We start from the raw sequence: 25,054 nt of genomic DNA on the forward strand, positions 1-25,054 counted from the left end.
TCTTTACCCGGGAAAGGATCCCTCCATGTCCGAACAGGTTCGCCAGCAGGCCACGCAACTGACCACCGCGATCGAAGAAGCCACGCTTGTGCGTCTGCCCGATCCGGGCGGCGAACTGGCCCCGCTCGATCAGGCCGACGAACCCGTGGCCGCTGATATCCGCACCCGGATGAGCGAAATCGACATGGAATCGACCAGCTCGATCATCGGCTTCGGCGCCCGCGCGCAGCTTGAACTGCAGACGATCAGCCAGGCGATGCTGAACGACGTGCGCAACAAGGATGTGGGCCCGGCGGGCGACAGCCTGCGCCAGATCGTCACCACCATTCGCGGCTTTTCGGTAAGCGAGCTCGACACCCGCCGCGAGCGCAGCTGGTGGGAGCGCCTGACCGGCAAGGCCGCGCCGCTGGCGAATTTCATGGCCCGCTACGAGACTGTGCAGGACCAGATCGACAAGATCACCGAAACCCTGCTGGGCCATGAGACGGTGCTGCTGAAAGATATCAAGTCACTCGACCTGCTCTACGAGAAGACGCTGAGCTTCTATCAGGAGCTGGCGCTTTATATCGCCGCCGGGGAAGAAAAGCTGAAAGAACTCGACGCCACCACGATCCCTGCCAAAGAGGCCGCGGTCGAGGCAGCCGCCGAGGATCAGAAGATCGTCGTCGCTCAGGAACTGCGCGACCTGCGCGCGGCGCGCGACGATCTGGAGCGCCGGGTGCATGACCTGAAACTGACGCGTCAGGTGACGATGCAATCGCTGCCCTCGATCCGGCTGGTGCAGGAAAACGACAAGTCTCTGGTGACCAAGATCAACTCGACGCTGGTCAACACCGTTCCGCTTTGGGAAACCCAGCTTGCGCAGGCGCTGACGATCCAGCGCTCGAAAGAAGCGGCGGAATCGATCAAGGCCGCGAACGACCTGACCAACGAGTTGCTGACCAAGAACGCCGAGAACCTGCGCGAGACGAACCGCACCGTGCGCGAACAGATGGAGCGTGGGGTGTTCGATATCGAGGCCGTCAAACAGGCCAACGACGCGCTGGTCGCGACGATTCAGGATAGCCTGCAGATTGCCGACGAAGGCAAGGCCAAGCGGGCTGCGGCCGAGCAGGAACTGCAGAAGATGGAAGGGGAATTGCGCGATTCTCTGGCAGCGGCAAAGGCGCGCGAAGACGGTGCGGCAGCGTAACGGCGTCCGGGCTTTCCGGGCAGGGTTCAGGGAAAAAAGCAGGGTGCGGCTCAGGACGCGCAGCTCTTCCGCGCTGGTTCTGACCGCCGCGCTGGCATCGGGCTGCGCGTTGCTGCCGCAGGACCCGCCGCCCGAGCCGCCGCGCTCTGCCCCCGGACGCCCGGTCGAAGTGCTGCCCGACGATCCCCTCTCGGACGATCTGCGGGCCTATTACGCCGAGATCGAAGACGACCGCATCGCCGCCCGGCTGATGCGCATTGATGACGGCGCGGATGACGTGGTGATCACCCCTGCCCGTCTGGCCGAAACCTATATCGATATCGCGCTGCACGAAGAGCATAGCGGCCCGTTCAACCGATCCGGACGCTCCAGCGTGCTCAGACGCTGGGAAGTCCCGGTGCGCTACCGGATGGAATTCGGTGCCTCCAGCAGCCGGCAGGCGCGGGTCGACGATTACCGCACGGTGCGCGAATTGACGGCGCGGCTGGGCACGGCATCGGGGCACGCGATCTCGGTCGCGCCGCTGGGCCAGTCCGAAGGCAATTTCCACGTCCTGACGCTGTCGGAAAGCGAACGCCGCGACGCGGGCGCGCGCATCCGGGAACTGGTGCCGGGGATCAGCGACGGCGCCGTGCGGCTGATCACCGATATGCCGCGCGAAACCTTCTGTCTTGTCATGGCCTTTTCGCGCGACGGCTCGGCCGAGTATTCCGAAGCGCTCGCCATCGTCCGCTCGGAGCATCCAGACCTAACCCGCGCGGCCTGCTATCACGAGGAACTGACGCAGGGTCTGGGCCTTGCATCCGATTCCAGCCGCGCGCGTCCGTCGATCTTCAACGACGATCAGGAATTCGCGCTTCTGACACCGTTCGACCTGCTCTTGCTGCGCATCCACTACGATCCCCGGTTGCAGCCCGGCATGACAGAACGTGAAGCCCGCCCGATCATCTTTTCCATTGCGTCCGAACTGGTCGCGGGTGCAAGTTGACCGCAGATTTTAGAAAGTTACTGCAGGAGTGAACCATGGTCTTCAATTTCCTTAAGGGCCAGTTCATCGATGTCATTGAATGGCTCGACGACAGCCGCGATACGCTCGTTTACCGGTTTGAGCGTTACGGCAACAACATCATGATGGGCGCCAAGCTGACCGTGCGCGAAGGTCAGGCGGCGGTGTTCATCCACGAAGGGCAGATGGCCGATATTTTCGGCCCCGGCCTGTACGAGCTTGAAACCAACAACATGCCGATCATGACCGCGCTGCAGCACTGGTCGCATGGCTTCAACTCGCCGTTTAAATCCGAGATCTATTTCGTCAACACGCGGCGCTTCCCGGGCCTGAAATGGGGCACGCAGAATCCGATCATGCTGCGCGATCCGGAATTCGGCGCGCTGAGGCTGCGGGCCTTCGGCAGCTACGCGATCCGCGTCACCGATCCCGGCAAGTTCATGACCGAGATCGTCGGAACCGACGGCGAGTTCACCGAAGACGAGATTTCCGGCCAGATCCGCAACATCGTCGTCCAGAAAGTCAGCCAGTCGCTGGCGGCCTCGGGCATCCCGGCGCTGGATATGGCGGCGAATACGGGCGATCTGTCGACAATCGTCTCGGAAGCCATCGCGCCCACGCTCAGCGATTACGGCCTGTCGATCCCCGAACTCTATATCGAGAACATCTCGCTGCCGCCCAATGTCGAGAAAGTGCTCGATCAGCGCTCGTCGATGGGGATCGTGGGCGACCTGAACAAATACACCCAGTTCTCGGCCGCGCAGGCGATGCAGAACGCCTCCGAGAGCGGCGGCGACAATGCGATGGGCGCCGGAATGGGCATGGGGATGGGCATGGGCATGGCGCAGGCCATGGCCAACGCGATGGGGGGCATGGGCGGCAACCAGCAACAGCCGCAGCAACCCGCCGCATCCGCACCGCCGCCTCCGCCCCCGCCGCCTGCGGCCCCGCAATTCCATGTCGCCAAGAACGGGCAGACCACCGGCCCGTTCAGCACGGCACAATTGCAGCAGATGATGGGACAGGGCCAGTTCGACCGCGACACGATGGTCTGGACGCAGGGCATGGCCGGCTGGGAGAAAGCCGGCGATGTGCAGGCGCTGTCGAGCGTCTTCGCGTCGATGCCCCCGCCGCCCCCGCCCGCGGGGTAAGCCGCTATGTGCCCCTCGGACCACACGCCGCCCCCGCCGCCAGGAACGCCCGCGGCTGCGCCGCCTATCCCGCCGGCCCCGCCGCACGACGCAGCCCCCGAGGCTGCGCTCAGCGAAGAGCATCGCTTTCCGTGCGAGAATTGCGGCGCGCAGCTGCGCTTTTCGCCCGGTCAGCGCAGCCTGACCTGCGAATATTGCGGCCATGAACAGGACATCCCGCATAGCGAGCAAGAACGCGACGCGGCGCTGGAAACCTATGATCTGCGCGAGGCGCTCGCCAATCACCTGCCGCCCGAAGCGATCGAGGAACACCGCCTGCTGAGCTGCAGCAATTGCGGCGCGCAGGTCGATTTCGATCCCGCCCAGCACGCCGCACAATGCCCGTTCTGCGGCTCGCCCGTGGTGACCGATACCGGCCTGCAGCGACAGATCAAGCCCGGCGCCGTTCTGCCCTTCAAGCTGGACGAAAAAGAAGCCCATGCGCAGATGCACAAATGGCTCAAGCGGCTGTGGTTCGCACCGGGAGAGCTGAAGAAATACGCGCGCTCGGACGGCTCGCGGCTTGACGGGCTTTACGTGCCGTACTGGGCTTTCGACAGCGACACACGCTCGCGCTATACCGGCGAGCGCGGGGACGCCTATTACGAAAACCGCACGGTGATGCGCGACGGCAAGAAGACGACCGAACGCGTGCGCAAGATCCGCTGGAAACGGGTCAGCGGTCGCACCGCGCGCGATTTCCGCGACGTGCTGATCATGGCCTCGCAATCGCTGCCGCGCAATTACGTGCGCGCGCTGGAACCCTGGATGCTGGGGGAACTCGCGCCCTACAGCCCGCAATTCCTGTCGGGCTTCCGCGCCGAAGGCTACACGGTCGAATTGCCCGAAAGCCACGAGATGGGCATCCAGCGCATGGACAACGTGATCCGTCAGGACGTGCGCCGCTCGATCGGCGGGGATGAACAGCGCATCCATTCGGTCGATACCGACCACGCGAACGAGCGTTTCAAGCATGTGCTGCTGCCGATCTGGATGGCGGCCTACCAGTATCGCGACAAATCCTATCGCTTCGTGGTGAACGGCCAGACCGGCAAGGTGCAGGGCGAACGCCCGTGGTCGAAATGGAAAATCGCCTTCGCGGTGCTGGCGGCAATCGTGGTGGTGGTCGGCGTCGCGCTGATCAACCAGAACCGCTGATGCGCGCGCTGGTTCAACGCGTGACCGCGGCCTCGGTCGCGGTCGAGGGCCGCGAGATCGGGGCGACTGGTCCGGGCCTGATGATCCTGATCTGCGCGATGCAGGGCGACGGCCCGGACAAGGCGCGCGCGCTGGCCGAAAAGATCGCCAAGCTGCGCATCTTCCGCGACGAAAGCGGCAAGACCAACCGCTCGCTTCTGGATGTGGGCGGCGGCGCGCTGGTCGTGTCGCAATTCACGCTCGCCGCCGATACCTCACGCGGGAACCGGCCCGGCTTTTCGGCCGCGGCCCCGCCCGAGGAGGGACGCGCGCTTTATGAGCTGTTCGCCGACCACCTCGCGGAGCAGGGCGTGCCGGTCGGGCGCGGCGAGTTCGGCGCGGAAATGGCCGTCTCGCTGGTCAATGACGGGCCGATGACGATCTGGATCGAAACCTGACCGCCCTGCTCTGCGCGCGTCGATCCCTTTTGGGCCCTGCGTGATCGGCAAGGCAGGGTTTCGCCCTCATCCCCCGCGCTGACGCCCGGGCGCTTCGCGCGACCGGGCGCGCCGCCTGCGGCGGCGCGCGGGGCGTTGCACCTTCACCGACGCCGCAATCGGGGTTCGGCGGGCAGTGGTCGGAGTGGGCAAGCATCGCCTTTTCCGAAAGGCCTACCAAGGATCGAAGCGTCGCGGGGGGCTCTGCCCCCACGGCGCTTACGCGCCGCTCCCCCGGGATACTTCCGGATTAAAGATAAGGACTGCGGCAGGGTCTTTATCGTCAGGGGGGCGATGCTTGGGGTTCGTCGGGTAAACGGCGCCGGTCAGGAGCGATGCGATGCGAATGCGCGGCGAGTTCACGGCTCTCGGTTTCTGAAATCCACAGGGTGAGGCGGCTGCGGCCACCATGTTTCGACGCATAGAGGGCGACATCGGCGCGCGCGAGGGCGGTATCGCCGGGTACCGGCGCACCCGCGGGCACGATGGCGGCCCCGATCGATAGCGCGACGTGGCAACGCTGCGCAGCGAAGGTAATCGGGTGCTCCATCTGAGCGAAAATGTCGTTGCCCAGCCGCGCAATCACGTCTGGCTCGGTAACACCGGCAATGAGCAGAACGAATTCGTCGCCGCCCACGCGCGAGACACTGTCGCCCGCACGCACGGCGTTGCGCAGGATGGCGGCGATGCTGCGCAGAACGTGATCGCCCGCGGCATGGCCCATCGTGTCATTGACCTGTTTGAAATAATCGAGATCGACATGCAGGATCGTGAAGCCCCCACCCACGGCCAGCAGACGGGCAAGGCTGTCTTCCATCGCGCGGCGATTGCCCAGCCCGGTCAGCGGGTCTGTGAAGGCCTGAATTTCGGCCCGCGCCTTGGCGGTTTTCAGCCGCTCGGCCGTTCGCCTGAGTTCGGCCATGACCGCGGTTTTCGCCTCATAGAGGTAGAGGAGTTCCATGGCGAGATCGGTGCCGGCGAAATCGGACGACGACAGGGCGTGATCACGAACCGCGTCGCGTAGCCCCACCCCGAAGGACAGGTTAATCAGCACGCCGCCGCTGCCCGCGATCGGGACCGGAACGCCCTTGAATGTGGTATGCGGCGAAGCACGCAGCGTCAGCAGCAGGCTGGGCCTTCGCAAGAGCGAGGCACGGGTGACCTTGAGCGGGCTGTGGCGCAGGAAGAACACCTCGTCTATGCGCTTTCCCATCGCGGCGGGGCCCAGCAACTTGGCGAGCGTCGGCCCGGCTTCGGACAGGCGACAGGCGGCGTCGAGAGACAAGAAAATCGGCATCAGCCGGCCCAGAGCATCGGGCGTAAGGGTGAACCCGGATGGACGCAGCTCACCGTCCATCAATAGTGTTCCGATGCAAGTTCGAACCGTTTGGCGGCCTGATGCGCCGGATCGTGGACCTTGATGGTGATAACCTCGAAACAGCTCCGGTTGGTGCGATGAACGCTGCAATCGTTTGTGTCGCAGTGTTCCAGCACCGCCAGCACGCCATAATCGTCGGCCATAGCGCGCAGAACGCCCAGCATCACATGCCCCAGCCCCGGCCAGCCCGGCCCACACGTGAGCGCAAAACTGTCTTCGGCATTGCAGGTGATCGACAGGACCGGCATTTCCAGATCGGGGACAGCGAGAACGCTTCGGCCCTGCAATTCATCGAGCGAATAGAGGAAGTCGGTGAAAGTCATACCGCCGAAGCGCAACAGACGGCGCAGCGGATTCATCCTTTCACTGGAAACCAGATATGTGCCCAGATCTTCGAGCAGTGAATCCACCGGGCGGCGCAGCGTGTCGCCCGCCGCGGCGAGGATTTCCTGCGTCCAGCTGCCGTCATAGCGGTTCATCGATTCGAACCCGTCGGGATCGAGCCGATGGACCAGACCTGCGCTGAGCAGAACCTCGTTCCAGGTCTCCTGACCGAACGAATCGCAGATGAAGTTCTGCAAGGCCTTGTTTATCAATCCGTGCATCGCCGCCGCCTGTGGTGCCCCGTGAGCGGAGCTTGGCGGCAAACTGCTAACAAATTGCAAACGCAAGCGGGCACGCGGGATAGGGCGTCCCCGTCAGGCGAGCGCCAGAAGCTCGGGCAGATGACCGATATCGGGACGCACAGCGTCGGCGAGATCTTCCAGATCGGCCTCGGTCGCGACGCCCGTGAGAACGGCGAGCGTGCGCATCCCTGCCGCGCGTCCGGCCAGCAAATCGTGACGCGAATCCCCGACCATCAGGATCTCGTCGGGCCTCAGCCCGCAATGCTCGGCGAAGGCCAGCAACATGCCGGGCGCGGGCTTGCCGCCATGGCCCGAATCGAAGCCCGCGATCAGATCGAAGAGATCCGCTTCGGCCGCAAGATGACGGCGGGCGACGGCCTCGTAATCATTGGTGGCGACGCCCAGACGCAGCCCCGACGCGCGCAGACGGGCCAGAAGCGGGCGCAACGGCACCGCCGGGACAAGCGGCGCCTCGGCGGCGGCGCCCGAGACCAGCGCCGACAGCGCCGTGCGGCTCATCCGCGCGTAAGGGGCGAGCAGATCGACCACCTCGTCGCCGGTGCCGGCAATCACCGGCGAGGCCGGGTCAAAGCGCCTTGAGGCCAGATCGAAGCGCAGCACCTCGGCCATGGCTTGCGCGCGGGCTGGATCCTCGCCCGCGAGACGGTTCAGAAGATCACGCGCCCAATTGCCCCAGGTCGCCTGAAAGTCGAACAGCGTGCCATCCTTGTCGAACAGAATCCCGCGCAGGCCCTGCATCGTCATGTCCAATGCACCTGTTCGCCGCCCGGCAGAGCGGCACGCGCCTGCCCCGGGGTTTCCGGCGGCACGCCCAGATCGGTACAGGCATCGAGCAACTGGCGCTCATCGCTCATCAGGAACTCGATCACGGCCAGAAGGAAGCCGGGATCGGTCATCCGCTCGCGCAAATTCGACGGCGATTCGCCCGACCAGGCGAGGAAAGCGGAAATCCGCGCATGGTCTTCGGCCAACCAGCCCAGAACCCGCGCGGCGAAAGCCTCGGCGGCCTCTTGCGATGACAACATTCTTCGCCGCCCCCCGGTTTCTGAAAGGTTTCGTTAACTAATCGATGTGCATTCTGATTAGCGTTCGCGGTGGATTGGGTTCAAGCGAAATCCCGTCACGCGCGGAGGCACAAAGAGCCAAGCGAGGCATAATAAAAAGAGCGGTACATGAGATGAACGGATGCATTCTTATTGTTGATGATCTCGCAACAAACCGGATCATCCTCAAGGTCAAGCTCAACGCGGCTTGCTATCAGACCCTTCAGGCCTCGACCGGGGCCGAAGCGTTGCGGCTTGCGCGCGAAAAGCAACCAAAACTGATCATGCTGGACATGGTCCTGCGCGATATTCCGGGCCTCGATGTCTGCCGCCAGCTTCGCGCCGATCCGGCCACACGGCATATCCCCATCGTCATCGTGACCTCGGCCCGGGACCGGGTGAGCCGTATTGCCGCGCTTGAAGCAGGGGCCGACGAATACCTCACCAAGCCGCTCAACGACGTGGTGCTGCTGGCGCGTATCCGGTCGATCATGCGTGCGCGTCAGAACGAGACCGAGTTGCAACTCCGGCTGGAAACCTGGGGCGAATTCGACCTGAGCGAGGGCGACACACCCTTCGTGCTGCCCGGCCGCGTCAGCCTGATCGCCGCGGACAAAGCGACCGCCGAGCGATGGCAAACATCACTGATCCCCTATGTGAGCGAGCAACTCGAATTCCTGTCGCCAGCGGAGGCGCTGGCGCCAATGGCCGATGGGCCGGTGCCGGACCTTTACCTAATTGCCGAGAATCTCGGCGCGTTCGGGTCCGGTCAGCGGCTGGTCGCGGATCTGCGGACGCGCCCGGCCAGCCGCCACGCGGCGATGGCGCTGGTCTTGCAGCGCGCCGATCCCGACGCGGCGGCGATGGCGCTGGATTTCGGCGCGACCGACCTGCTGAATGACCCGTTCGATCCGCAGGAAACCGCGCTCAGAATCGCGATGCATGTCAGCCGCAAGCAGCGCGCCGACAAGCTGCGTCGCGCGGTCAGCGACGGGCTGCGGCTGGCGGTGACGGATGCGCTGACCGGGCTCTACAATCGCCGCTACGCGCTGTCCTATCTCGACCGGCTGGCGCTGCGCGCCCGCGAAAGCGGCAAGCGCTTCGCGGTGATGGTGCTTGATCTCGACCGCTTCAAGACGGTGAACGATACGCTCGGCCATGCGGCGGGCGACCGGGTGCTCGAAATCGTCGCCCAGCGTTTGCGGGAGAATCTGCGCCCCAGCGACCTGATCGCGCGGATCGGCGGCGAGGAGTTTCTTGTGGCGCTGCCCGATGTCACGTTCGAGGCCGCGCGCAAGACTGCAGAGCGCCTGTGCCGGGCGGTCGGCGCGGACCCGGTGCAAATGTCGGGCCCGCATGAACCGGTGGACATCACGATCTCGGTGGGGCTGGCCATGGGCCCCAGCCTTGCCGCGCATGACAATGCCGAGATCGGGCGCGAGACGCTCGCACGCGCGGATGCCGCATTGCTGGCGGCCAAGACCGACGGTCGCAATCAGGTGACGATCGGCAGCGCGGCCTGAACGGCAAAAGGGGCACCGATTGTGCCCCTTTGCTTATCGAACGCAGCGATGCGCCCCTTCCTCAATCGTCGTCGTCATCCCGGTGATGGCGATTTTCCCAGATCTCGCTCAGGCGTTCGGCCATCGCCTGCCGCTCGGCCGGGCTCAGCGCTTCGAGCTGATGCGTGAAGGCAGCGTTTGCAGCGCCGAGCCGCTCTTCGATCATCGCCCGGTCGCCATCGAGCAACGCCACGAACGCTCCGGCGTCGAACGGCTCGCTGCGCAGCGCGGCGAGGATCCGCTCGTTGAGCTGACGACTGCGGGCGCGGCGTTCCTCACGGCTCAGACGTTCGCCACCAAAGCCGTGTTCACGCGCGGCTTCCCGCATCTCGCTGCGCATCGTGCCGGGCATGGCCCGCCACATCGCGCGCATATCGACTTGTCCGAACGACATCGACGGGGGCCTGTGGCGGATCGCCCCGCCCACCATCACGCCGATCACCAGCACGTTGACCATCACCGACACGATCAGCGCCAGTCTCATCCGGCGCAGCCGTTTTTCCGGCGGCAGCGGGCGCGGCGTGGGATTTTGCGAGTCACTCATCGCGGCCTCAATCCGTTTCGCTGTCGAGCAGCGTCAAAAGTTCGGCCCCGGCAAAGTCCAGCCCGGTTCCATCCGTATTCCATGCCGAGGCACCGGCGGTAACGCTGGACGCGCCCTGCCAGAACGAGGTGACCAGATCGGCGGTCGGCCCCGGCGCGGCAATGCCGATCCACAGCCCGGCAATCCCGGCAGCCCCCACCCCCGCAAGCGAAGGACCACCGCCGAAATCGGCCAGCATCCCGCGCAGACGGATCAGCCAGCCGCTGACCGGACGCTCTGGCTGAGCGGCCAATGCGGCACCGAGCAGCCGGTCGCGGAACTGCGCGGGCAGCGGCTCGGGCGCGTCGTCGCGCGCCTCGGCGAACAGCGCGTCGAGCTCCGCTTCCAAGCGGGCATCGAGCGGCATGTCGAACGGATCCTTGCTGTTCCTGTCTCGATCATCACTCATCGGTCATACCCCAGTTCATCCCGCCGCCCGGCCAGTAGCTGAGCAAGGCGACGTTTTCCGCGCGCAATCAGGCTTTCGACGGCCTCGACCCCGATCCCCATCGCCGCACCGATCTCGGGATTGGTCAACCCTTCGAGATGGCGCAGCACCACCGCGACGCGCTGCCGGTCTGGCAATTGCCCCAGAGCGGCGTCCAGTGCCTGCCGGCGGTCGGCTTCGATCATGCCCTCGGCCACGCCCGGTGTCGGATCGTCGGGCTCGGGGATGTCGTCGAGCGCCACGCCACGCCGCTTGCGCAGCCGGTCGGTCGCCAGATTGGCCGTCACGCGGTGCAGCCATGTCGAGGGCTTGGCACCGCCCGCCTGCCATTTCGGCGCGATCTGCCACAGGCGCAGCATGGCTTCCTGCGTGACGTCCTCGGCCTCGGCCTGATCCTGCAAGAGCCGGTAAGCGAGCCGCAGCACGCGCGGCGCCAGCCGATCCAGCAGCATCCGCGCCGCCGACGGATCGCCGTCGGCGTAACGAGCCAGAAGCGCGTCGTCGCTCAGGCCGTCGAGACCTGTTTCACCGGATCCCGTGCTTTGGGACGAGGTCATGCTGGCTGTCGTATCCCGTGGCATCAGAGGTCGAAGCTTGGCCGACAAGCGCGGCCCTGACAATGGGTTGGCCCGGACGCCGCCTGTCGCGATCATCCCAACGGGTAGCGCCCGGGCCGGGCTCATGCAACTCAGTTCCGACCGGGACGCTGCGCCATCCAGTTCAGCATTTCCTGGACATAGGCCAGCTCGTCGGGGCTGATCTCGCCATTGCGGTCGGCGTCGAGGCGGGCAAAGCCCATCATGCCGCGATCCCCGCCCATGCGATCCCCGCGCATCGGCCGGTCTCCCATCGGACCGTCGCCCCGGCCATCGGCCATGCGGCCCTCGCCCCGGCGGTCATGATCCCAGCGCCCGCCGCGATCATCACGGTCGCCACGCTCGTGGTCCCAGCGGCCATGATGCCCGCGCATCCCGTAGCCGCCGTCGTGGTCGCGCATCATGCCGAAGCGCCCGCCCATCCGGCGCTCACCGCGCATCGCACCGCGCTCATCGGCCATCGCGGTCATGCCCGCGATCATCTCGTCGCGGCTCAGCGCGCCATCGCCATCGGCGTCGGCGGCCTCGATCATCGCGTCGACGCGCGCCTCGATCCGTTGCGCGCGCATCCCGTCACGCAGGGTGGCAGCGTAGGCCGTCCATTCCTCGGCGCTGATCGCGCCCGAGCCATCGGCATCGGCGGTCGCGAAATCCAGCACCGGCGGGTTGGGGCGCGCCGCAGAACCGGCGCTCTGGGCAAAGCCCGCGACCGGCAGGGCGGCCAGGATCAGGGCGACGGCTGTCAGGGTCTTGGTGTTCATAGTGCTCTCCTTTTAATCAGAGCGCCTTGCGAGGTTACGAGGCATCGCCAGCGCTTCGATACCTGTCTAACGGGCGGCTCCGGACATTCCGTCGCAGCCTTTCAGAGGTTTTTTGCGTAGAGCTGAACTTGACCTGCATCTTTGCATCGCCCATCTTTGCGGCATTCACACAAGACTCTGCCCGGTCGGGCGTCTGCGCCCGACCCCGTGACGCCGCAACGCGGCAGACAGGCCCGCTATGACTATGACCGCCACAACGACCGAGACCGTCGACGACCGCCCGCTGGGCCCTGCCCTGCGTCGCGGCTGGATGCGTCGCTGCCCCCATTGCGGCACCGGACGGATCATGAAGGGCTATCTGAAGGTCGCCGACAGCTGCCCCGATTGCGGCGAGGATTTTCACCATCACCGCGCCGATGACGGCCCGGCCTATCTGACGATCCTTGTCGTCGGCAAGGTCATCATGGCGCTGTATCTGGCCGTGTTTCTGGCGTTCCGGCCCGAACCGTGGGTGATGATCGCGTTGTGCTGGGGCGTCGCACTGGCCATGGCGCTTTTCCTTCTGCCGCGCTTCAAGGGCGCGCTGGTCGCGCTGCAATGGTCGCGCCGGATGCACGGTTTCGGGGACCGCGTGTGAGCACTGACGCCCCGGCAATGACCCCGGCAAAGCCCGTCCAGAGCCCGCCGATCCGTGACGCCGCCACCATCGTTCTGGTGCGTGACGGCGATACGGCATCGCCGCGCGTTCTGATGGGTCAGCGGGGCGCCGGTGCGGCCTTCATGCCATCGAAATACGTCTTTCCGGGCGGCGCCATCGATCCGGACGACCGCAAGATCACGCTGGCAGCGCCTTTGCCCGCCACGGAAATCGCTCGGCTTTCGCAACAGCCCGTCACCGAAACCTGCCCGCCGCCCGAGGCCATGGCCGCCGCCGCCGTGCGCGAGCTGTGGGAGGAATCGGGGCTCAGGCTGGGCCGCCCCGGCACGTGGGCCGGACCGGTGCCCGAAGACTGGATCGACTTTGCCGAGACCGGGCTGGTGCCTGCCGCCGATGGTCTGCGCTTCATCTTCCGCGCGGTGACCCCGCCGGGCCGCACGCGCCGTTTCGATGCGCGTTTCTTCCTTGCCCGGGCCGAGGATATCGTCGGCGATCTCGACGATTTCTCGCGTGCCACGGATGAGCTGAGCCACCTGCATTGGATCCCGCTGGCCGAGGCTCGGGCGCTGGATCTGCCCTTCATCACCGAAGTCGTGCTGGCTGAAGCCGAGGCTCTGGTGCTCGAAGGGCTGCAAGATTCCGTGCCGTTCTTCGACAATTCCTCGGGCGAATCCGTCTTTCGCAGGCTCGCCTGACCCCCTGCGCGCGCGATGCGGGCGCAGGATCGGGACCGCTGCTTTACCGCTGCGTGTCAGTCAAGTATTTCAATCCCCTGACAAGCGGGTGAAGCCTCTTGCGCGAAACCCAAAGGCGCGAGAAAACCCTTTGGTTTTCAACCTTCGGGATTTTTCACGATGCCCATTTTTCCTCGCCGCGCCGTTTCGGCGCTTTCCCTGATCCTGTGCCTGCCCCTGCCGCTTTCGGCGCAGGCCCAGACCAGCCCCGTCACGCCCCGCACGATGATCGTCATGGACGGTTCCGGCTCGATGTGGGGCCAGATCGAAGGCGTGCCCAAGCTCGAGATTGCGCGTGACGTGGTGGCCGAGGTGCTGGCCGGCATGGACCCGGCCGCCACGATTGGCCTGATCGCCTATGGGCACCGCCGCCGAGGCGATTGCTCGGATATCGAAGTGATGGTCGAACCCGCGCCCGGCAGCGCGTCGGCGATTTCCGAGCGGGTCAACACGATGCGCTTTCAGGGGCGCACGCCGCTGACCGAGGCCGTCCGCCGCGCCGCCGAAGCACTGCGCGCGTCCGAAGATCCGGCGACCGTGGTACTGGTCACCGACGGGATCGAGACCTGCGAGGCCGATCCCTGCGCGCTGGCGCGTGAGCTGGAACAATCGGGCGTCGATTTCACCGCGCATGTCGTGGGTTTCGGCCTGTCCGCCGAGGAAGGCGCGCAGGTCGCCTGTCTGGCCGAGGAAACCGGCGGGCGCTATTTCCAAGCCGACGACGCGGCGGGCCTGACCGAAGCGCTGACGCAGACGCTTGCGCCCGCTACGCCTGAACCCGCCGCAGCACCGGAACCCGAGGTCACGCCCGCCCCGGTTCTCGACGAACAACCGGCGCCGACGCCCCGCCCCCTGCCCGAGGCCAGCCTGTCCGCGCCCGCCTCGGCCAGCGCGCTGAGCATCCTGAACGTCGAGGTGACCGGGCCGCTCAATCCCGGCGATTACATCGACATCATCGAAGAAGGCGGCGACCGCTTCAACGCCGTGCCCAGCTACACGATGCTCAGCGACGGCCTGCCCGCGCGGATCGAGGTGCCCGCCACGCCCGGCCGCTACACGCTGCGCTATATCGAGCAGGTCGAGGGCGAAGACGCCCGCGTTCTGGCCGCGCAGCCGCTTGAGGTGACCGCGCTGACCTATGCGCTCGACGCCGCCGAGACCGGCATGGGCGGCGCGCGGTTCTCGATCGGCTGGACCGGCCCGGCGGCCGAGGGCGATTATATCGACGTAATCGAGGCGGGCGAAACCCGCACCCATGCCGCCCCCGCCGATGCCTATGTGAGCGAGGGCAATCCGCTGTCGCTGATCTTGCCGCTCGCGCCCGGCGCCTACGAGATCCGCTATATCGTCGAAGGGGCCGAGGGCCGGGTCGTTGCCCTCACCCGCCCGCTGACCGTCACCCCGGCGCAGGGCACCCTCACCGCTCCCGAGCGGGTCGGCCCGTCGAGCGAGTTCACGGTCCGGTTCTCCGGCCCCAGCAACAACCAAAACTGGATCGACCTCAGCCCCGTAGGCAATCAGGACTTCTCGGGCGAGTTGAGCTATGCCTATCTCAACCCCGCGCGGCCCGAGGTGACGCTGAGCGCGCCCGCCGAACCGGGCGCCTATGAACTGCGCTTCGTGGCCGAGGATATGCGCGGCAACCGGCAGATCATCGCGCGGCGACCGATCACCGTGGTGCCGGGCGTGGTGCCACCTGCTCCCGCGGCGCCTGCTGCCGGGAAGTGACAAACGGGGCCGGCCCAGCACCGGCCCGCACCACTGCCACGCAAAACGCCGCCCTGTTACGGGCGGCGTTTTCAATCTGGCGTTTCCAATCTGGCGCGGCTGCGCGCTCAGCCGCGTCCCGGCACTTTCTGCAACAGCGGCATCAGCGTGCCCATATCCGGCCCGTGGCTCATCCCGGTCAGCGCCTTGCGCAGCGGCATGAACAGGCCCTTGCCCTTGCGTCCCGTTGCTTCCTTGACAGCGCCCGTCCAGTCCGACCACGCGGTCGGGCCGTATGGCGGCGGCGGCAACAGTTTCATCGCCTCGGCGATGAATTCGGCATCCTCGGGCGCGATCTCAGGCTGGGCGCCGTCGCGGCAAAGCGCCCACCACGCATCGACATCCTGCAGGCGCGTGACGTTCTCTTTCGCCACCGCCCAGAAGTCGGACGCGATATCGGCGGGCACGCCGATTTGCGACAGATGGTCTGCCACGGCCTCGTAAGGCAGCGCCTGGACATGCGCGCGGGTGAGCGGCCACAGATCCTCGGCATCGAACTTGGTGGGCGCCGAGCCGAATTGCGACAGCTCGAAACCCTCGGCGATCTCGTCAAGATTGGCGCGCAGCTCGACCGGCTGGGACGAGCCGAGGCGCGCCATCAGGCTGAGCAACGCCATCCGCTCGACCCCCTGCTCGCGCAGGTCGCGCAGGCTGAGCGTGCCCAGCCGCTTCGACAGCGCTTCACCCTGCGGGCCGGTCAGCAGCGAATGGTGGGCGAATTCGGGCGGCGTGCCACCGATAGCCTTGATGATCTGGATTTGCGTCGCGGTATTGGTGACATGGTCGCCGCCGCGCACGATATGGGTCACGCCCATATCGGTGTCATCCACCGACGAGGCGAAGGTATAAAGCACCTGCCCGTCCGCGCGGATCAGCACCGGGTCCGAGACCGAGGCCGCGTCGATGGAAATGTCGCCCAGAATGCCGTCGGTCCATTCGATCCGCTCAAGATCCAGCTGAAAGCGCCAATAGCCTTCACGCCCCTCGGCGCGCAGCTTCTCGCGGTCCGCATCGCTCAGCGCCAGAGCCGAACGGTCATAGACCGGCGGCTTGCCCATGTTGAGCTGCTTCTTGCGCTTGAGGTCTAGCTCGGTCGGGCTTTCGAAGCATTCATAGAACTTGCCCGCCGCGCGCAGCTGATCGGCCACCTCGGCGTAGCGATCCAGCCGCTCGGACTGACGCTCGACACGGTCCCATTCCAGACCCAGCCATTCCAGATCGCGCTTGATGCCGTCCACGTATTCCTGCTTGGAACGCTCGCGGTCGGTATCGTCCAGACGCAGGATGAACTGACCGCCCGTCTTGCGGGCGATCAGGTAATTGAACAGCGCCGTGCGCAGGTTGCCGATATGCAGATAGCCGGTGGGCGACGGGGCGAAACGGGTGACGGTCATCGTGAACTCCTGTTGGCGCTGTCTTGAACCAGCCGCCGCGATTTGTCCAGTTCGTCGCCCGTTCCTCGACGGTCTCTCAGTCGCGTCCGGCTTTCAGGATGCCATCCGCCAGCGCCTGCGGATCGGTGAAGCACAGCTCGTGACTGCCCGGGATCGCCACCAGCCGGAACAGGCCCAGCTTTTCCGACAGCCGGGGGTGCCAGCCAAGGCTCTGCGGCAGCGCCGTGTCCTCGGTACAGAACAGATAGGATTTCGGCAGCTCCATCTCGGCCGGATTCTTAGACAGCGCGATCTTGTCGGTGAACGTGGCATAGGGATGCGGGTTGAGCACCCCGTAAGCCCGCTCTGCCAGCGCCAGATCGGCATCGTTGATGAAAGCCTCGCGCCAGATCGGGAAGGGCAACATCACCGTGTTATCCGCGCTCGCCGCCGAGACGCCGTCGAACAAAGCCACGTAATGCGGCGGCACCATATCGTTGAGTGCCTCGCCGTTATTGGGCACGAAAGCGTTCCAGTAGACCAGCCGCCGGATCCGCTCAGCCGCGCGGTCGGCGACGCCGGTGATCACCATCCCGCCATACGAATGGCCCAGCAGCACCACGTCGCTCAGATCGTTGTCGGCCAGATACCCGACAATCGACGCAATCGCCGCATCCAGCCCCACATCCTTGCCCTCGCCGGGCCGGTTGCCCGCGATGGTCGGGCAATGGACGATATGGCCCTCGGCGCGGATGGCCTCGGCCACGGGTTCGAATTCGGCCCCGGTATGCCAAGCGCCGTGCACGAGCACATAGGTCGTCATGAGCGTTCCTCCCTCAGCTTTGACTGGACGCAAGCCTGCCTCACGGGGCATCATCGCGCCATGACCCAGCACGCCGCCCCCGTGACCGAAAGCGCCAGCCCACCGCGCGTGTGGGATACCCGCGATGTCGCCCCGGGCGAGGCGTTCGATTATTACCGCGAGGGGATTTGCGCGGCGTTCATGCCGCTCCGGCCCGAACTGGGCCGCGAAGCGCGCGCCACGTTCCGCGCGGGCGTGCATTCCCACGAAATGCCGGGCGGCGAGCAGGCGGGCGCGCTCAACATCGTTTCGGCGCGCAGCCATAGCGTGCTGCGCACCGGGGCCGAGATCGCCTCGTCGCCCATGCCCTGCTGGTACGTGAACCTGCAACTGGGCGGCCTTTGCGCCATCACGCAGGCCGGCCGCACCGTCGCACTGCATCCCGGCGAGGTCGGGCTGTTCGATTCCGACGCGCCCTTCACGCTCGACCATTCGCGCCGCTCAGGCCTGCGCGTGGCTTCGCTTATGGTGCCCAAATCCGCCATCCCGGCCCGCTTCGCCCCCGGGCCGCACCGGCTGTCCGATCATCCGGTCTACGGCGCGCTCTGCCTCGAAGCCGCCCGCGCGCTGACCGATACCGCCCAGCGGCAGGGTCCGCTCGCCGGTCTGCACGCGGTGTTTCTGAAGCTGGTCGGACTTGCGGCCGACGATGCCGGAACGCCATCGCCCGACGGGGCCACCTTGCGCATTCATGCGGCGATCCGGGCGAATGCCGCGCGGCCGGGCTGGTCGCTGGCCGATTGCGCCGCCGAGATCGGGCTGTCGGCGCGTCAGATCCAGCGCCTTCTCGCCGCCGAGGACGACGGTTTCGCCGCCGCGCTCAGCCGTGAGCGTCTGGCCCGCGCCGCCCGGCTTCTGCGCGCGCCGGGCCGCAGGCTTGGCATCGCCGATGTCGCTTTCGCCGTCGGCTACAGCGACCCCGCCCCTTTCGCCCGCGCGTTTCGCGCCGCCTATGGGCTCAGCCCCGGCGCGTGGCGACGTGGCGAAGGTTAGGCGCGCGCGTCGCTTCCTCCGTCCTTTTGCCGCAGGAACCCCTGCCCCCGCCCGGCGTATTCCCCTTATGAACGATCCCGAACCCCTCAAGACATGGCGCGGTCAGACCGCCCCCAGCCTCGACGAGATTGAGGCGCTGGCCGAGGCTGCGCTCGCAGACCTGCCCGCACCCTTCGCCGAGGCCGCGCGCGGTATCACCTTGCAGGTGGCCGAGATCGCGCCTGACGAGATGCTCGACGCGCTCGGCATCGACGACCCGCTGGAACTGACCGGCCTTTATGACGGCATCCCGCTGACCGAGAAATCGCTGATGGACGTCGCGGTACAGCCCGACATGATCTGGCTGTTTCGCGCGGCGATCCTCGACGAATGGTGCGCGCGCGGCGACGTGGCACTGGACACGCTGGTGACGCATGTCTTCGTGCATGAACTGGCGCATCACCTCGGCTGGTCGGACGCGGACATCGCCCGCATCGACCACTGGTGGGAATGATCGCACGGATCGCTATCCGCGATCCGGATTTCGGCTGCGCAGGCTGTGCAGCATGGATCGTAACGGTGCACAGGACGAGCAAGACAAGAGACGAAGCCGTTCGAGCGCTACGGGAAAGCGATTGCTCGCGCCGTCGCTTAAGGATTCCGTGTCGCTAGCACCTGCAGTCACATGCGTGTCTCGCCGCTAGCCCAGCCGCTCGCTTACGGCGCCCGGCGTCTGGTCCGGCGATACGCCGCGTAGCTCCCGCTAACGCTGCACACGGATGATACGCCAGATACCGGCTTGCCGTGAAAGCCGCGCGCCGTGCAGCGCTTCCCTTAACGAAGTCGGAGAATTCTACCGGTTCTGTTGTTGGCTGCGTTCGAAATAACACCAACCCAAACGGTGCCGCATCGGGCGGCTCCCACACAAACACCCCGATCCGGTCAGCCTCGCCGCACGGCCCGCACCCGCCTCAGAGCCTGCTCTCCCTTGCCGGACAAAGCCCCGTCAGCCCTGTTTCAACAGTCGGTTCCCGTTGTGGATCGCCCCGTCGCTCTCAACGCTGCACAGGATACCGCGCAGCCGGTGGCGGTGGTTTTCGGGGGCGTTGATCCAGTCTTTGGACGCGGCCCCGTAGCGCGCTTTCCATTTCACGCAGGCATCGTTGAAGACCCCGGACACGCGCAACACGGCACAGCCGGCCTGCAACAATGTACCCTCAGGCAGGTTGTCCATGCCCAGATCCATATCGACGATGAAGGTATCGCCCGGATGCACCACCGTCTCGCGGTCGCGCCAGACCAGATCGAGCACCCGGCGCGACAGGATGCAGACCTGTATCCCCGGATGCGGTGTGCCGTCGGGCAGCCGCAGCCAGGGTTCGCGCAGCCACCGTTCCCCGGGAATGCCCTGCTCGCGCGTCACCTCGATCCGGTCGACGAAACGGCGGGTGTTGCGTTCAGGTCTGAGGCAGAGCGCCCCGATCTCCGCGCCGTCCTTTGGCGCTGCCAGAATACCGGGCAGCGCCGCGTCCAGTTCGGCGCGGGTGGCGAAATTCACTCTTCGAGGACTTCGCCATCGTCGCTGCTGGTCATCTGGAAATCCAGACCATTGGCAGCGCGGATCTTGTCTTCGATAGCGAGAGCGATCTGCTGGTTGGCCTTCAGGTAGTTCTTGGCGTTTTCACGCCCCTGCCCGATCCGCTCATCCCCGTAGGAATACCACGAGCCCGATTTCTCGACCACGCCGGCCTTGACGCCGATATCGAGCAGCTCACCGGTTTTCGAGATCCCTTCGCCATACATGATGTCGAATTCGACCTGCTTGAACGGCGGCGCGACCTTGTTCTTGACCACTTTCACGCGGGTCTGGTTGCCGACCACTTCTTCCCGATCCTTGATCGAGCCGATGCGACGGATGTCCAGACGGACCGAAGAATAGAACTTCAGCGCGTTGCCGCCCGTCGTGGTTTCGGGCGAGCCGAACATCACGCCGATCTTCATGCGGATCTGGTTGATGAAGATCACCATGCATTTCGAGCGCGAGATCGAACCGGTCAGCTTGCGCATCGCCTGGCTCATCAGGCGGGCATGAACGCCGACGCTGGAATCGCCCATATCGCCTTCGAGTTCGGATTTCGGCGTCAGCGCGGCGACCGAGTCGACCACCACCAGCGACACCGCGCCCGAGCGCACGAGCGTATCGACGATCTCCAGCCCCTGCTCGCCCGTATCGGGCTGCGAGATCAGCAGTTCGTCCAGATTGACGCCCAGACGCTTGGCATATTGCGGGTCGAGCGCGTGTTCGGCGTCGACAAAGGCGCAGACGCCGCCCTTTTTCTGCTCTTCTGCCAGCACATGCAGCGTCAGCGTGGTCTTGCCCGAGCTTTCCGGCCCGTAGATTTCGATGATCCGCCCCTTGGGCAGACCGCCGATGCCGAGCGCGATGTCGAGACCCAGCGACCCTGTCGAGGTCGCTTCGATCTCGCTCACCGGGTTGTCGGCGCCGAGCTTCATGATCGACCCTTTGCCGAACTGCCGCTCGATCTGCGCCAGCGCCGAATCGAGCGCCTTCTGCTTTTCCTGAGAGCGTTTGTCTTGCATGTCGAGAAGGCTCGCGGTTGCCATGATCTGACCTCTTATTTCACAGCCCGCTCGGGGCAGCAATACTGCGTTTGTTCATATCTTGTTCTCACACTATATGCGCACGAAACAAGAACATTTCAAGCGTTATTCCGGGTGTTCCAACTTCGGCATTGATTGGTTAAAAAACCGTTCAGGACGACGATACGCGAGCCTCAATGCTAGTATTCTGGAAACAGCGGCTTGTGCTGCTGGCAACGCCGAAGACGGGCTCCACGGCCATTGAGGCCGCGCTGGGGTCTCTGGCCGCCCTGCCTGTGATGCAGCCCGCCGCGCTGAAGCATACCGATGCCCGCACTTGGCAACGCTACCTGCGTCCTTACCTGCGCGAGATGTCGGGCGGCGACTTCACCGCGCTGGCGCTGATCCGCGAGCCGGTGGACTGGCTGGGGTCTTGGTATCGTTCGCGTCTGCGTGAGGATATTCTTGACATGCCAGCCGGCACGCGCGGTCTGAGTTTCGCCGATTTTGCCGAGGCTTACCTGCATGAACCCCGGCACGCGCTGGCCGATGTCGGCTCGCAGGCCGAGTTCCTCAAGGGCTCTGACGGGACGGCTTGTGGCGTCGACCGGCTGTTTCGATACGAGGATATCGGCGGCTTCGTCACCTATCTCGAGGACCGGCTGGATTTCGCCATCGAGTTGCCCAAGGAAAACGTCTCACCCGAGGGCGACCGCGACCTGCCCGACGATCTGCGCGCGCAACTGGCCGAGCGTATGGCCGAGGATTACGCGCTCTACGACGCCATCGGCTGACGCAAGGGCCAGAGCCCGCCGGAATATCGCGCTATCGGGGAGATCCTGGAGCGGGTAGCGGGAATCGAACCCGCACCATCAGCTTGGAAGGCTGAGGCGCTACCATTACACCATACCCGCCAGGTTCCGCAGGGATACCGTCTTGCGCGTGCGAGGGCAAGGGGGAGAGACTGGTCCTGCAGCGCCGCTCTACGAGACCGATTATTTTCTTGTAGATTCTGTATTGTCTCGTCAATATTGCGGCTATGGATGATACAGACCGCAAAATTGTCGACCTTCTTGCCGCTGATGCGCGCCGCGCGCTGGCCGATATCGGCCAGCATGTGGGTCTGTCCACCTCGGCCGTGAACGACCGGCTGCGCCGTCTCACCGCGCAGGGGGCAATCCGCCGATTCACGCTAGAAGCCGATCCCGACGCTTTGGGCCTGCCGGTCCTCGCCTTTGTCTGGATCGCCCTGCCCGAACAAGCCGACGAGGCCGCCTTTCGCGCGCTTGCCGCCGCCGACCCTGCGATTCTGGAATGCCATCACGTTACCGGCGGCTGGTCATACCTGATCAAGCTGCGGACGCATTCGCTGAGCGGCCTTGAGGACTTTCTGGCTGGGATGAAGGCGCGCGGCATGGTCGCGCGGTCGGAAAGCGTACTGGCGCTGTCCTCGGCAGTGCCCGACACTTTCGTGCCGAAAGCCCCCTGACATGCTGTTCGTGAAAGCCCTGATCCTTGGCCTTGCCGTCGCGGCCCCGCTGGGGCCCATCGGTGCCCTGTGTATCGCGCGCACGCTGCAGGCCGGCTTTGCCGCCGGTTTCGCGGGCGGCTTCGGCACCGCGCTGGCGGACGCAGCCTATGCAGGTGTCGCAGCCTTTGGCTTCGCCGCGCTGGCAGGCGTTCTGGACAATGGCGCAGGGGTGGTGCGGATCGCGGGCGGATTGCTGTTGATCGTGCTGGCAGTGCGGGGCTGGCGTCAGGCCGGACAGCCGGCCCGCGCCGCACGCGCGGATGCCCGCACGCTGATCGCCACGGCGGCCACCACCTTTGCGCTGACCATCGCCAATCCGGCAACGATCCTGTCCTTCGTAGCGATGTTCGCAGGCCTTGGACTGGCCGAGGATCCGGGCATCGCGCAAGCCGCCATCGCCGTGGCGGGCGTCTTTCTCGGCTCGCTGGCATGGTGGGCCTTCCTGTCGGGCGCGGTCGCCGCCACACGCAGCCGCCTGCCCGCAGGCTTCGCGCTGTGGGTCGCGCGCGGCTCGGCGCTGATGCTGGCGGGGCTCGGCGTCTGGGCGCTCATCGGCGCGCTCTGAGCGCGGCGGGGACTGGACGGCTACCCGCCCGACGGGGGAAGGTACGGCGATGAAACGCCTCTTCGCCCTTCTGTTGCTTCTGGCCGCGCTCGGCGGCGGCGCCTACCTGCTCTCGAAAGCGCGCGGCTTTCAGCTTTTCGGCACCGTCGTCGCGCGGGTCGACACGGATCAGCCGCTTGTCGCGCTGACCTTCGATGACGGCCCGATGCCGGGCTATACCGAGCAGGTTCTGGGCATTCTCGCCGGTCGCGGCGTGCGCGCGACCTTCTTCGTCACCGGGCGCGAGGCCGAAGAGCACGCGGACGAATTGCACGCCCTCATCGCCGCCGGGCACGAGATCGGCAACCATTCCTTCAGCCATGAGCGCATGGTGCTGGTGCGCCCCGCATGGGTGGAAAACGAGCTCGCCCGCACCGACGCGGCGATTCGCGCGGCGGGCTACGAGGCATCGATCCTGTTCCGTCCGCCCTATGGCAAGCGGCTGGTGACGCTGCCATGGGTGCTGGAACAGCAGGGACGGATCACGGTTATGTGGGACACCGAGCCCGACAGCGACCCCAATGCCGGGGCCGAGCGCATCGCGCGCGCGGCCGTGGACTCTGCCGAACCCGGCTCGATCATCCTTCTTCACGCGATGTATGCCAGCCGCGACGCCACCCGCGACGCGCTTCCGCAGATCATCGACGGGCTTCACGCACGCGGTTTCCGGCTGGTCACGGTGTCGGAACTTCTGGACGCGGGCGACATTGCGCCCGGCCCGCGCCCACAATAAGTTGCCCCCTCGTTTCCAAACCACGGAGAAACCGATGCCCGCCCTACACGACCATATCGATCCCGGCGGACTCGACGAGTTCTCGGTCGTCTTCACCGACCGCTCGCTCAACCATATGTCCCAGCGTTTTCAGGGCGTCATGCGCGACATCTCGGCGATGTTGAAAGAGGTCTACAACGGCAGCGCCGTGGCGCTCGTCCCCGGCGGCGGCACCTATGCGATGGAATCGGTCGCCCGGCAATTCGCGCGCAGCAAGTGCCTCGTGGTGCGCAACGGGCTGTTCAGCTTCCGCTGGAGCGCGATCTTCGACGCGGGCCAGCTCAACAGCGATACCGAGGTGATGAAGGCACGCCCCGCCGGGAACGGCGTGCAGGCCCCCTTCGCCCCCGCCCCGATCGAGGAAGTCACCCAGAAGATCCTCGCCGAGAAGCCCGAAGCGGTCTTCGCGCCCCATGTCGAAACCTCGGCCGGGATGATCCTGCCCGACGCCTATATCAAGGCGCTGGCCACCGCCGCGCATGAAGTAGGTGCGCTGATGGTGCTGGACTGCATCGCCTCGGGCGCGGCCTGGGTCGATATGAAGGCGCTCGGCGTCGACGTGCTGGTCTCGGCCCCGCAAAAGGGCTGGAGCGCGTCGCCCTCGGCGGGCATCGTCGTCATGGGGCCGCGGGCGGAAAAGCGGCTCGAGGCCACCACCTCGGACAGTTTCGCGCTGGACCTGAAGAAATGGCGCGCGATCATGAAAGCCTATGAAGACGGCGGCCATGCCTATCACGCGACCCTGCCGACCGACGCGCTGGCCGGACTGCGCGACGCGATGGTGGAAACCCGCGAGATGGGCTTCGACGCGGCCAAGTCGGCGCAATGCGCGCTCGGCAAGGGCGCGCGCGCGCTGCTCGAAGCCTATGGCTACCCGCCGCTCGCTGCCAATGGTTTCGGCGCGCCGGGCGTCGTGGTCTGCCATACTGACCGCGCCGATCTGCAGAACGGCTCGGCCTTTGCGGCGGCGGGCTTCCAGATCGCAGCGGGCGTGCCGCTGATGGTGGACGAACCCGAAGGCTTCCGCACCTTCCGCATCGGGCTGTTCGGCCTCGACAAGCTCAAGGACGTGCCCGGCACCCTCGCTCGGCTCGACGCGGCGCTCAAGGCCGTGGCCGAGCCCGCAGCCGGCGCCTGAGG

General features: G+C 66.0%; 28 protein-coding genes and 1 tRNA gene. 16 read left to right on the top strand and 13 right to left on the bottom strand.

What is annotated here, in order from left to right; translation table 11 throughout:
- The first annotated feature begins 25 nt into the window (after positions 1-25).
- The 5 genes from JI664_RS00115 to dtd are packed head-to-tail and all read left to right on the top strand — an operon-like array spanning position 26 to position 4,983.
- Positions 26-1,192, top strand: a complete 1,167-nt coding sequence (locus tag JI664_RS00115; RefSeq protein WP_207011679.1) for a toxic anion resistance protein — start codon at positions 26-28, stop codon at positions 1,190-1,192.
- 43 nt (positions 1,193-1,235) lie between these two features.
- Positions 1,236-2,180: a DUF2927 domain-containing protein gene (locus tag JI664_RS00120; RefSeq protein WP_207011680.1), complete on the top strand. Its 945-nt coding sequence runs from the start codon at positions 1,236-1,238 to the stop codon at positions 2,178-2,180.
- Between the two features lie 35 nt (positions 2,181-2,215).
- On the top strand, positions 2,216-3,349 hold the full coding sequence (locus tag JI664_RS00125) for an SPFH domain-containing protein (RefSeq protein WP_207011681.1): 1,134 nt from the start codon (positions 2,216-2,218) through the stop codon (positions 3,347-3,349).
- A 6-nt stretch (positions 3,350-3,355) separates the two neighbouring features.
- Entirely contained in the window at positions 3,356-4,546 is a 1,191-nt protein-coding gene (locus JI664_RS00130) for a primosomal protein N' (replication factor Y) - superfamily II helicase (RefSeq protein WP_286173714.1), read from the top strand.
- Positions 4,546-4,983: a D-aminoacyl-tRNA deacylase gene (gene dtd / locus JI664_RS00135; protein ID WP_207011682.1), complete on the top strand. Its 438-nt coding sequence runs from the start codon at positions 4,546-4,548 to the stop codon at positions 4,981-4,983. Before JI664_RS00130 ends, dtd begins: the two co-directional genes overlap by 1 nt.
- 322 nt (positions 4,984-5,305) lie before the next feature.
- Here dtd and JI664_RS00140 read toward each other — a convergent pair whose 3' ends face one another.
- From JI664_RS00140 to JI664_RS00155, 4 genes are all read right to left on the bottom strand, one after another.
- Positions 5,306-6,379 (bottom strand): GGDEF domain-containing protein, encoded by a 1,074-nt coding sequence (locus JI664_RS00140; protein ID WP_207011683.1) that lies wholly within the window; start codon positions 6,377-6,379, stop codon positions 5,306-5,308.
- Positions 6,379-7,005, bottom strand: coding sequence for a heme NO-binding domain-containing protein (locus JI664_RS00145; protein ID WP_207011684.1), 627 nt, complete (start codon positions 7,003-7,005; stop codon positions 6,379-6,381). Before JI664_RS00145 ends, JI664_RS00140 begins: the two co-directional genes overlap by 1 nt.
- A gap of 93 nt (positions 7,006-7,098) precedes the next feature.
- A complete protein-coding gene (locus JI664_RS00150) occupies positions 7,099-7,791 on the bottom strand; it encodes an HAD family hydrolase (RefSeq protein ID WP_207011685.1) in 693 nt (230 codons plus the stop codon).
- Positions 7,788-8,072: a DUF3572 domain-containing protein gene (locus JI664_RS00155; RefSeq protein WP_207011686.1), complete on the bottom strand. Its 285-nt coding sequence runs from the start codon at positions 8,070-8,072 to the stop codon at positions 7,788-7,790. Before JI664_RS00155 ends, JI664_RS00150 begins: the two co-directional genes overlap by 4 nt.
- Positions 8,073-8,224: 152 nt before the next feature.
- Here JI664_RS00155 and JI664_RS00160 point away from each other — a divergent pair, with 152 nt between their 5' ends.
- Positions 8,225-9,613: a diguanylate cyclase domain-containing protein gene (locus JI664_RS00160; protein WP_207011687.1), complete on the top strand. Its 1,389-nt coding sequence runs from the start codon at positions 8,225-8,227 to the stop codon at positions 9,611-9,613.
- Positions 9,614-9,674: 61 nt separating this feature from the next.
- Here the strand turns inward: JI664_RS00160 and JI664_RS00165 are convergent, their stop codons facing one another.
- From JI664_RS00165 to JI664_RS00180, 4 genes are all read right to left on the bottom strand, one after another.
- Positions 9,675-10,196 carry a periplasmic heavy metal sensor gene (locus tag JI664_RS00165; RefSeq protein WP_207011688.1) on the bottom strand — a complete coding sequence of 174 codons (522 nt, stop codon included), beginning with the start codon at positions 10,194-10,196 and terminating at the stop codon, positions 9,675-9,677.
- Positions 10,197-10,203: 7 nt separating this feature from the next.
- Positions 10,204-10,644 (bottom strand): hypothetical protein, encoded by a 441-nt coding sequence (locus JI664_RS00170; RefSeq protein WP_207011689.1) that lies wholly within the window; start codon positions 10,642-10,644, stop codon positions 10,204-10,206.
- Positions 10,641-11,240: an RNA polymerase sigma factor gene (locus JI664_RS00175; RefSeq protein ID WP_207011690.1), complete on the bottom strand. Its 600-nt coding sequence runs from the start codon at positions 11,238-11,240 to the stop codon at positions 10,641-10,643. The genes JI664_RS00170 and JI664_RS00175 overlap by 4 nt, the downstream gene beginning before the upstream one ends.
- Before the next feature lie 131 nt (positions 11,241-11,371).
- Positions 11,372-12,040, bottom strand: coding sequence for an EF-hand domain-containing protein (locus JI664_RS00180; protein WP_207011691.1), 669 nt, complete (start codon positions 12,038-12,040; stop codon positions 11,372-11,374).
- A gap of 238 nt (positions 12,041-12,278) precedes the next feature.
- Here JI664_RS00180 and JI664_RS00185 point away from each other — a divergent pair, with 238 nt between their 5' ends.
- The 3 genes from JI664_RS00185 (at position 12,279) to JI664_RS00195 (ending at position 15,160) form a co-directional block, all read left to right on the top strand.
- Positions 12,279-12,677, top strand: a complete 399-nt coding sequence (locus tag JI664_RS00185) for a DUF983 domain-containing protein (RefSeq protein WP_207011692.1) — start codon at positions 12,279-12,281, stop codon at positions 12,675-12,677.
- 17 nt (positions 12,678-12,694) lie between these two features.
- Positions 12,695-13,393, top strand: coding sequence for an NUDIX hydrolase (locus JI664_RS00190; RefSeq protein ID WP_207012081.1), 699 nt, complete (start codon positions 12,695-12,697; stop codon positions 13,391-13,393).
- 159 nt (positions 13,394-13,552) lie between these two features.
- The gene (locus JI664_RS00195; protein WP_207011693.1) at positions 13,553-15,160 is read left to right on the top strand and encodes a vWA domain-containing protein; all 1,608 of its coding nucleotides are present in this window, start codon (positions 13,553-13,555) and stop codon (positions 15,158-15,160) included.
- 107 nt (positions 15,161-15,267) lie between these two features.
- Here JI664_RS00195 and gltX read toward each other — a convergent pair whose 3' ends face one another.
- Entirely contained in the window at positions 15,268-16,593 is a 1,326-nt protein-coding gene (gltX, locus tag JI664_RS00200) for a glutamate--tRNA ligase (RefSeq protein ID WP_207011694.1), read from the bottom strand.
- Between the two features lie 76 nt (positions 16,594-16,669).
- Positions 16,670-17,395, bottom strand: a complete 726-nt coding sequence (locus tag JI664_RS00205; protein WP_207011695.1) for an alpha/beta fold hydrolase — start codon at positions 17,393-17,395, stop codon at positions 16,670-16,672.
- A 60-nt stretch (positions 17,396-17,455) separates the two neighbouring features.
- On the opposite strand from JI664_RS00205, the gene JI664_RS00210 reads away from it, so the two are divergent.
- Complete coding sequence (locus JI664_RS00210; RefSeq protein WP_207011696.1) at positions 17,456-18,427, top strand: helix-turn-helix domain-containing protein; 972 nt, start codon at positions 17,456-17,458, stop codon at positions 18,425-18,427.
- 67 nt (positions 18,428-18,494) lie between these two features.
- Positions 18,495-18,920 (top strand): metallopeptidase family protein, encoded by a 426-nt coding sequence (locus JI664_RS00215; RefSeq protein ID WP_207011697.1) that lies wholly within the window; start codon positions 18,495-18,497, stop codon positions 18,918-18,920.
- Between the two features lie 492 nt (positions 18,921-19,412).
- Here the strand turns inward: JI664_RS00215 and JI664_RS00220 are convergent, their stop codons facing one another.
- Both JI664_RS00220 and recA read right to left on the bottom strand, forming a co-directional pair.
- Complete coding sequence (locus JI664_RS00220) at positions 19,413-19,964, bottom strand: hypothetical protein (protein WP_207011698.1); 552 nt, start codon at positions 19,962-19,964, stop codon at positions 19,413-19,415.
- Complete coding sequence (gene recA / locus JI664_RS00225) at positions 19,961-21,031, bottom strand: recombinase RecA (RefSeq protein ID WP_207011699.1); 1,071 nt, start codon at positions 21,029-21,031, stop codon at positions 19,961-19,963. Before recA ends, JI664_RS00220 begins: the two co-directional genes overlap by 4 nt.
- Positions 21,032-21,204: 173 nt before the next feature.
- On the opposite strand from recA, the gene JI664_RS00230 reads away from it, so the two are divergent.
- Entirely contained in the window at positions 21,205-21,801 is a 597-nt protein-coding gene (locus JI664_RS00230) for a sulfotransferase family 2 domain-containing protein (protein ID WP_207011700.1), read from the top strand.
- 46 nt (positions 21,802-21,847) lie between these two features.
- Here JI664_RS00230 and JI664_RS00235 read toward each other — a convergent pair.
- Positions 21,848-21,921 (bottom strand) — tRNA-Gly (locus JI664_RS00235).
- Between the two features lie 125 nt (positions 21,922-22,046).
- Here JI664_RS00235 and JI664_RS00240 point away from each other — a divergent pair.
- Genes JI664_RS00240 through JI664_RS00255 form a run of 4 tightly spaced genes read left to right on the top strand, consistent with a single transcriptional unit; the run spans position 22,047 to position 25,052 of the window.
- Positions 22,047-22,496: an Lrp/AsnC family transcriptional regulator gene (locus tag JI664_RS00240; RefSeq protein ID WP_211201588.1), complete on the top strand. Its 450-nt coding sequence runs from the start codon at positions 22,047-22,049 to the stop codon at positions 22,494-22,496.
- A gap of 1 nt (position 22,497) precedes the next feature.
- Complete coding sequence (locus JI664_RS00245) at positions 22,498-23,103, top strand: LysE family transporter (protein ID WP_207011701.1); 606 nt, start codon at positions 22,498-22,500, stop codon at positions 23,101-23,103.
- 49 nt (positions 23,104-23,152) lie between these two features.
- On the top strand, positions 23,153-23,875 hold the full coding sequence (locus JI664_RS00250) for a polysaccharide deacetylase family protein (RefSeq protein ID WP_207011702.1): 723 nt from the start codon (positions 23,153-23,155) through the stop codon (positions 23,873-23,875).
- Positions 23,876-23,909: 34 nt separating this feature from the next.
- Complete coding sequence (locus JI664_RS00255; RefSeq protein ID WP_207011703.1) at positions 23,910-25,052, top strand: aminotransferase class V-fold PLP-dependent enzyme; 1,143 nt, start codon at positions 23,910-23,912, stop codon at positions 25,050-25,052.
- The last annotated feature ends 2 nt before the right edge of the window (positions 25,053-25,054 follow it).

It is taken from the genome of Rhodobacter sp. NTK016B, from assembly GCF_017303295.1.
Classification (GTDB): domain Bacteria; phylum Pseudomonadota; class Alphaproteobacteria; order Rhodobacterales; family Rhodobacteraceae; genus Pararhodobacter.

Coding starts and splice junctions, on each gene's coding strand:
- JI664_RS00250 (WP_207011702.1), top strand. CDS start 23,153: ATGAAACGCCTCTTCGCCCTTCTGTTGCTTCTGGCCGCGCTCGGCGGC.
- recA (WP_207011699.1), bottom strand. CDS start 21,031: ATGGCAACCGCGAGCCTTCTCGACATGCAAGACAAACGCTCTCAGGAA.
- JI664_RS00210 (WP_207011696.1), top strand. CDS start 17,456: ATGACCCAGCACGCCGCCCCCGTGACCGAAAGCGCCAGCCCACCGCGC.
- JI664_RS00190 (WP_207012081.1), top strand. CDS start 12,695: ATGACCCCGGCAAAGCCCGTCCAGAGCCCGCCGATCCGTGACGCCGCC.
- gltX (WP_207011694.1), bottom strand. CDS start 16,593: ATGACCGTCACCCGTTTCGCCCCGTCGCCCACCGGCTATCTGCATATC.
- JI664_RS00155 (WP_207011686.1), bottom strand. CDS start 8,072: ATGTTGTCATCGCAAGAGGCCGCCGAGGCTTTCGCCGCGCGGGTTCTG.
- JI664_RS00165 (WP_207011688.1), bottom strand. CDS start 10,196: ATGAGTGACTCGCAAAATCCCACGCCGCGCCCGCTGCCGCCGGAAAAA.
- JI664_RS00255 (WP_207011703.1), top strand. CDS start 23,910: ATGCCCGCCCTACACGACCATATCGATCCCGGCGGACTCGACGAGTTC.
- JI664_RS00245 (WP_207011701.1), top strand. CDS start 22,498: ATGCTGTTCGTGAAAGCCCTGATCCTTGGCCTTGCCGTCGCGGCCCCG.
- JI664_RS00185 (WP_207011692.1), top strand. CDS start 12,279: ATGACTATGACCGCCACAACGACCGAGACCGTCGACGACCGCCCGCTG.
- JI664_RS00180 (WP_207011691.1), bottom strand. CDS start 12,040: ATGAACACCAAGACCCTGACAGCCGTCGCCCTGATCCTGGCCGCCCTG.
- JI664_RS00215 (WP_207011697.1), top strand. CDS start 18,495: ATGAACGATCCCGAACCCCTCAAGACATGGCGCGGTCAGACCGCCCCC.
- JI664_RS00115 (WP_207011679.1), top strand. CDS start 26: ATGTCCGAACAGGTTCGCCAGCAGGCCACGCAACTGACCACCGCGATC.
- JI664_RS00240 (WP_211201588.1), top strand. CDS start 22,047: ATGGATGATACAGACCGCAAAATTGTCGACCTTCTTGCCGCTGATGCG.
- JI664_RS00170 (WP_207011689.1), bottom strand. CDS start 10,644: ATGAGTGATGATCGAGACAGGAACAGCAAGGATCCGTTCGACATGCCG.
- dtd (WP_207011682.1), top strand. CDS start 4,546: ATGCGCGCGCTGGTTCAACGCGTGACCGCGGCCTCGGTCGCGGTCGAG.
- JI664_RS00195 (WP_207011693.1), top strand. CDS start 13,553: ATGCCCATTTTTCCTCGCCGCGCCGTTTCGGCGCTTTCCCTGATCCTG.
- JI664_RS00140 (WP_207011683.1), bottom strand. CDS start 6,379: ATGGACGGTGAGCTGCGTCCATCCGGGTTCACCCTTACGCCCGATGCT.
- JI664_RS00175 (WP_207011690.1), bottom strand. CDS start 11,240: ATGACCTCGTCCCAAAGCACGGGATCCGGTGAAACAGGTCTCGACGGC.
- JI664_RS00130 (WP_286173714.1), top strand. CDS start 3,356: ATGTGCCCCTCGGACCACACGCCGCCCCCGCCGCCAGGAACGCCCGCG.
- JI664_RS00230 (WP_207011700.1), top strand. CDS start 21,205: ATGCTAGTATTCTGGAAACAGCGGCTTGTGCTGCTGGCAACGCCGAAG.
- JI664_RS00125 (WP_207011681.1), top strand. CDS start 2,216: ATGGTCTTCAATTTCCTTAAGGGCCAGTTCATCGATGTCATTGAATGG.
- JI664_RS00150 (WP_207011685.1), bottom strand. CDS start 7,791: ATGACGATGCAGGGCCTGCGCGGGATTCTGTTCGACAAGGATGGCACG.
- JI664_RS00160 (WP_207011687.1), top strand. CDS start 8,225: ATGAACGGATGCATTCTTATTGTTGATGATCTCGCAACAAACCGGATC.
- JI664_RS00145 (WP_207011684.1), bottom strand. CDS start 7,005: ATGCACGGATTGATAAACAAGGCCTTGCAGAACTTCATCTGCGATTCG.
- JI664_RS00205 (WP_207011695.1), bottom strand. CDS start 17,395: ATGACGACCTATGTGCTCGTGCACGGCGCTTGGCATACCGGGGCCGAA.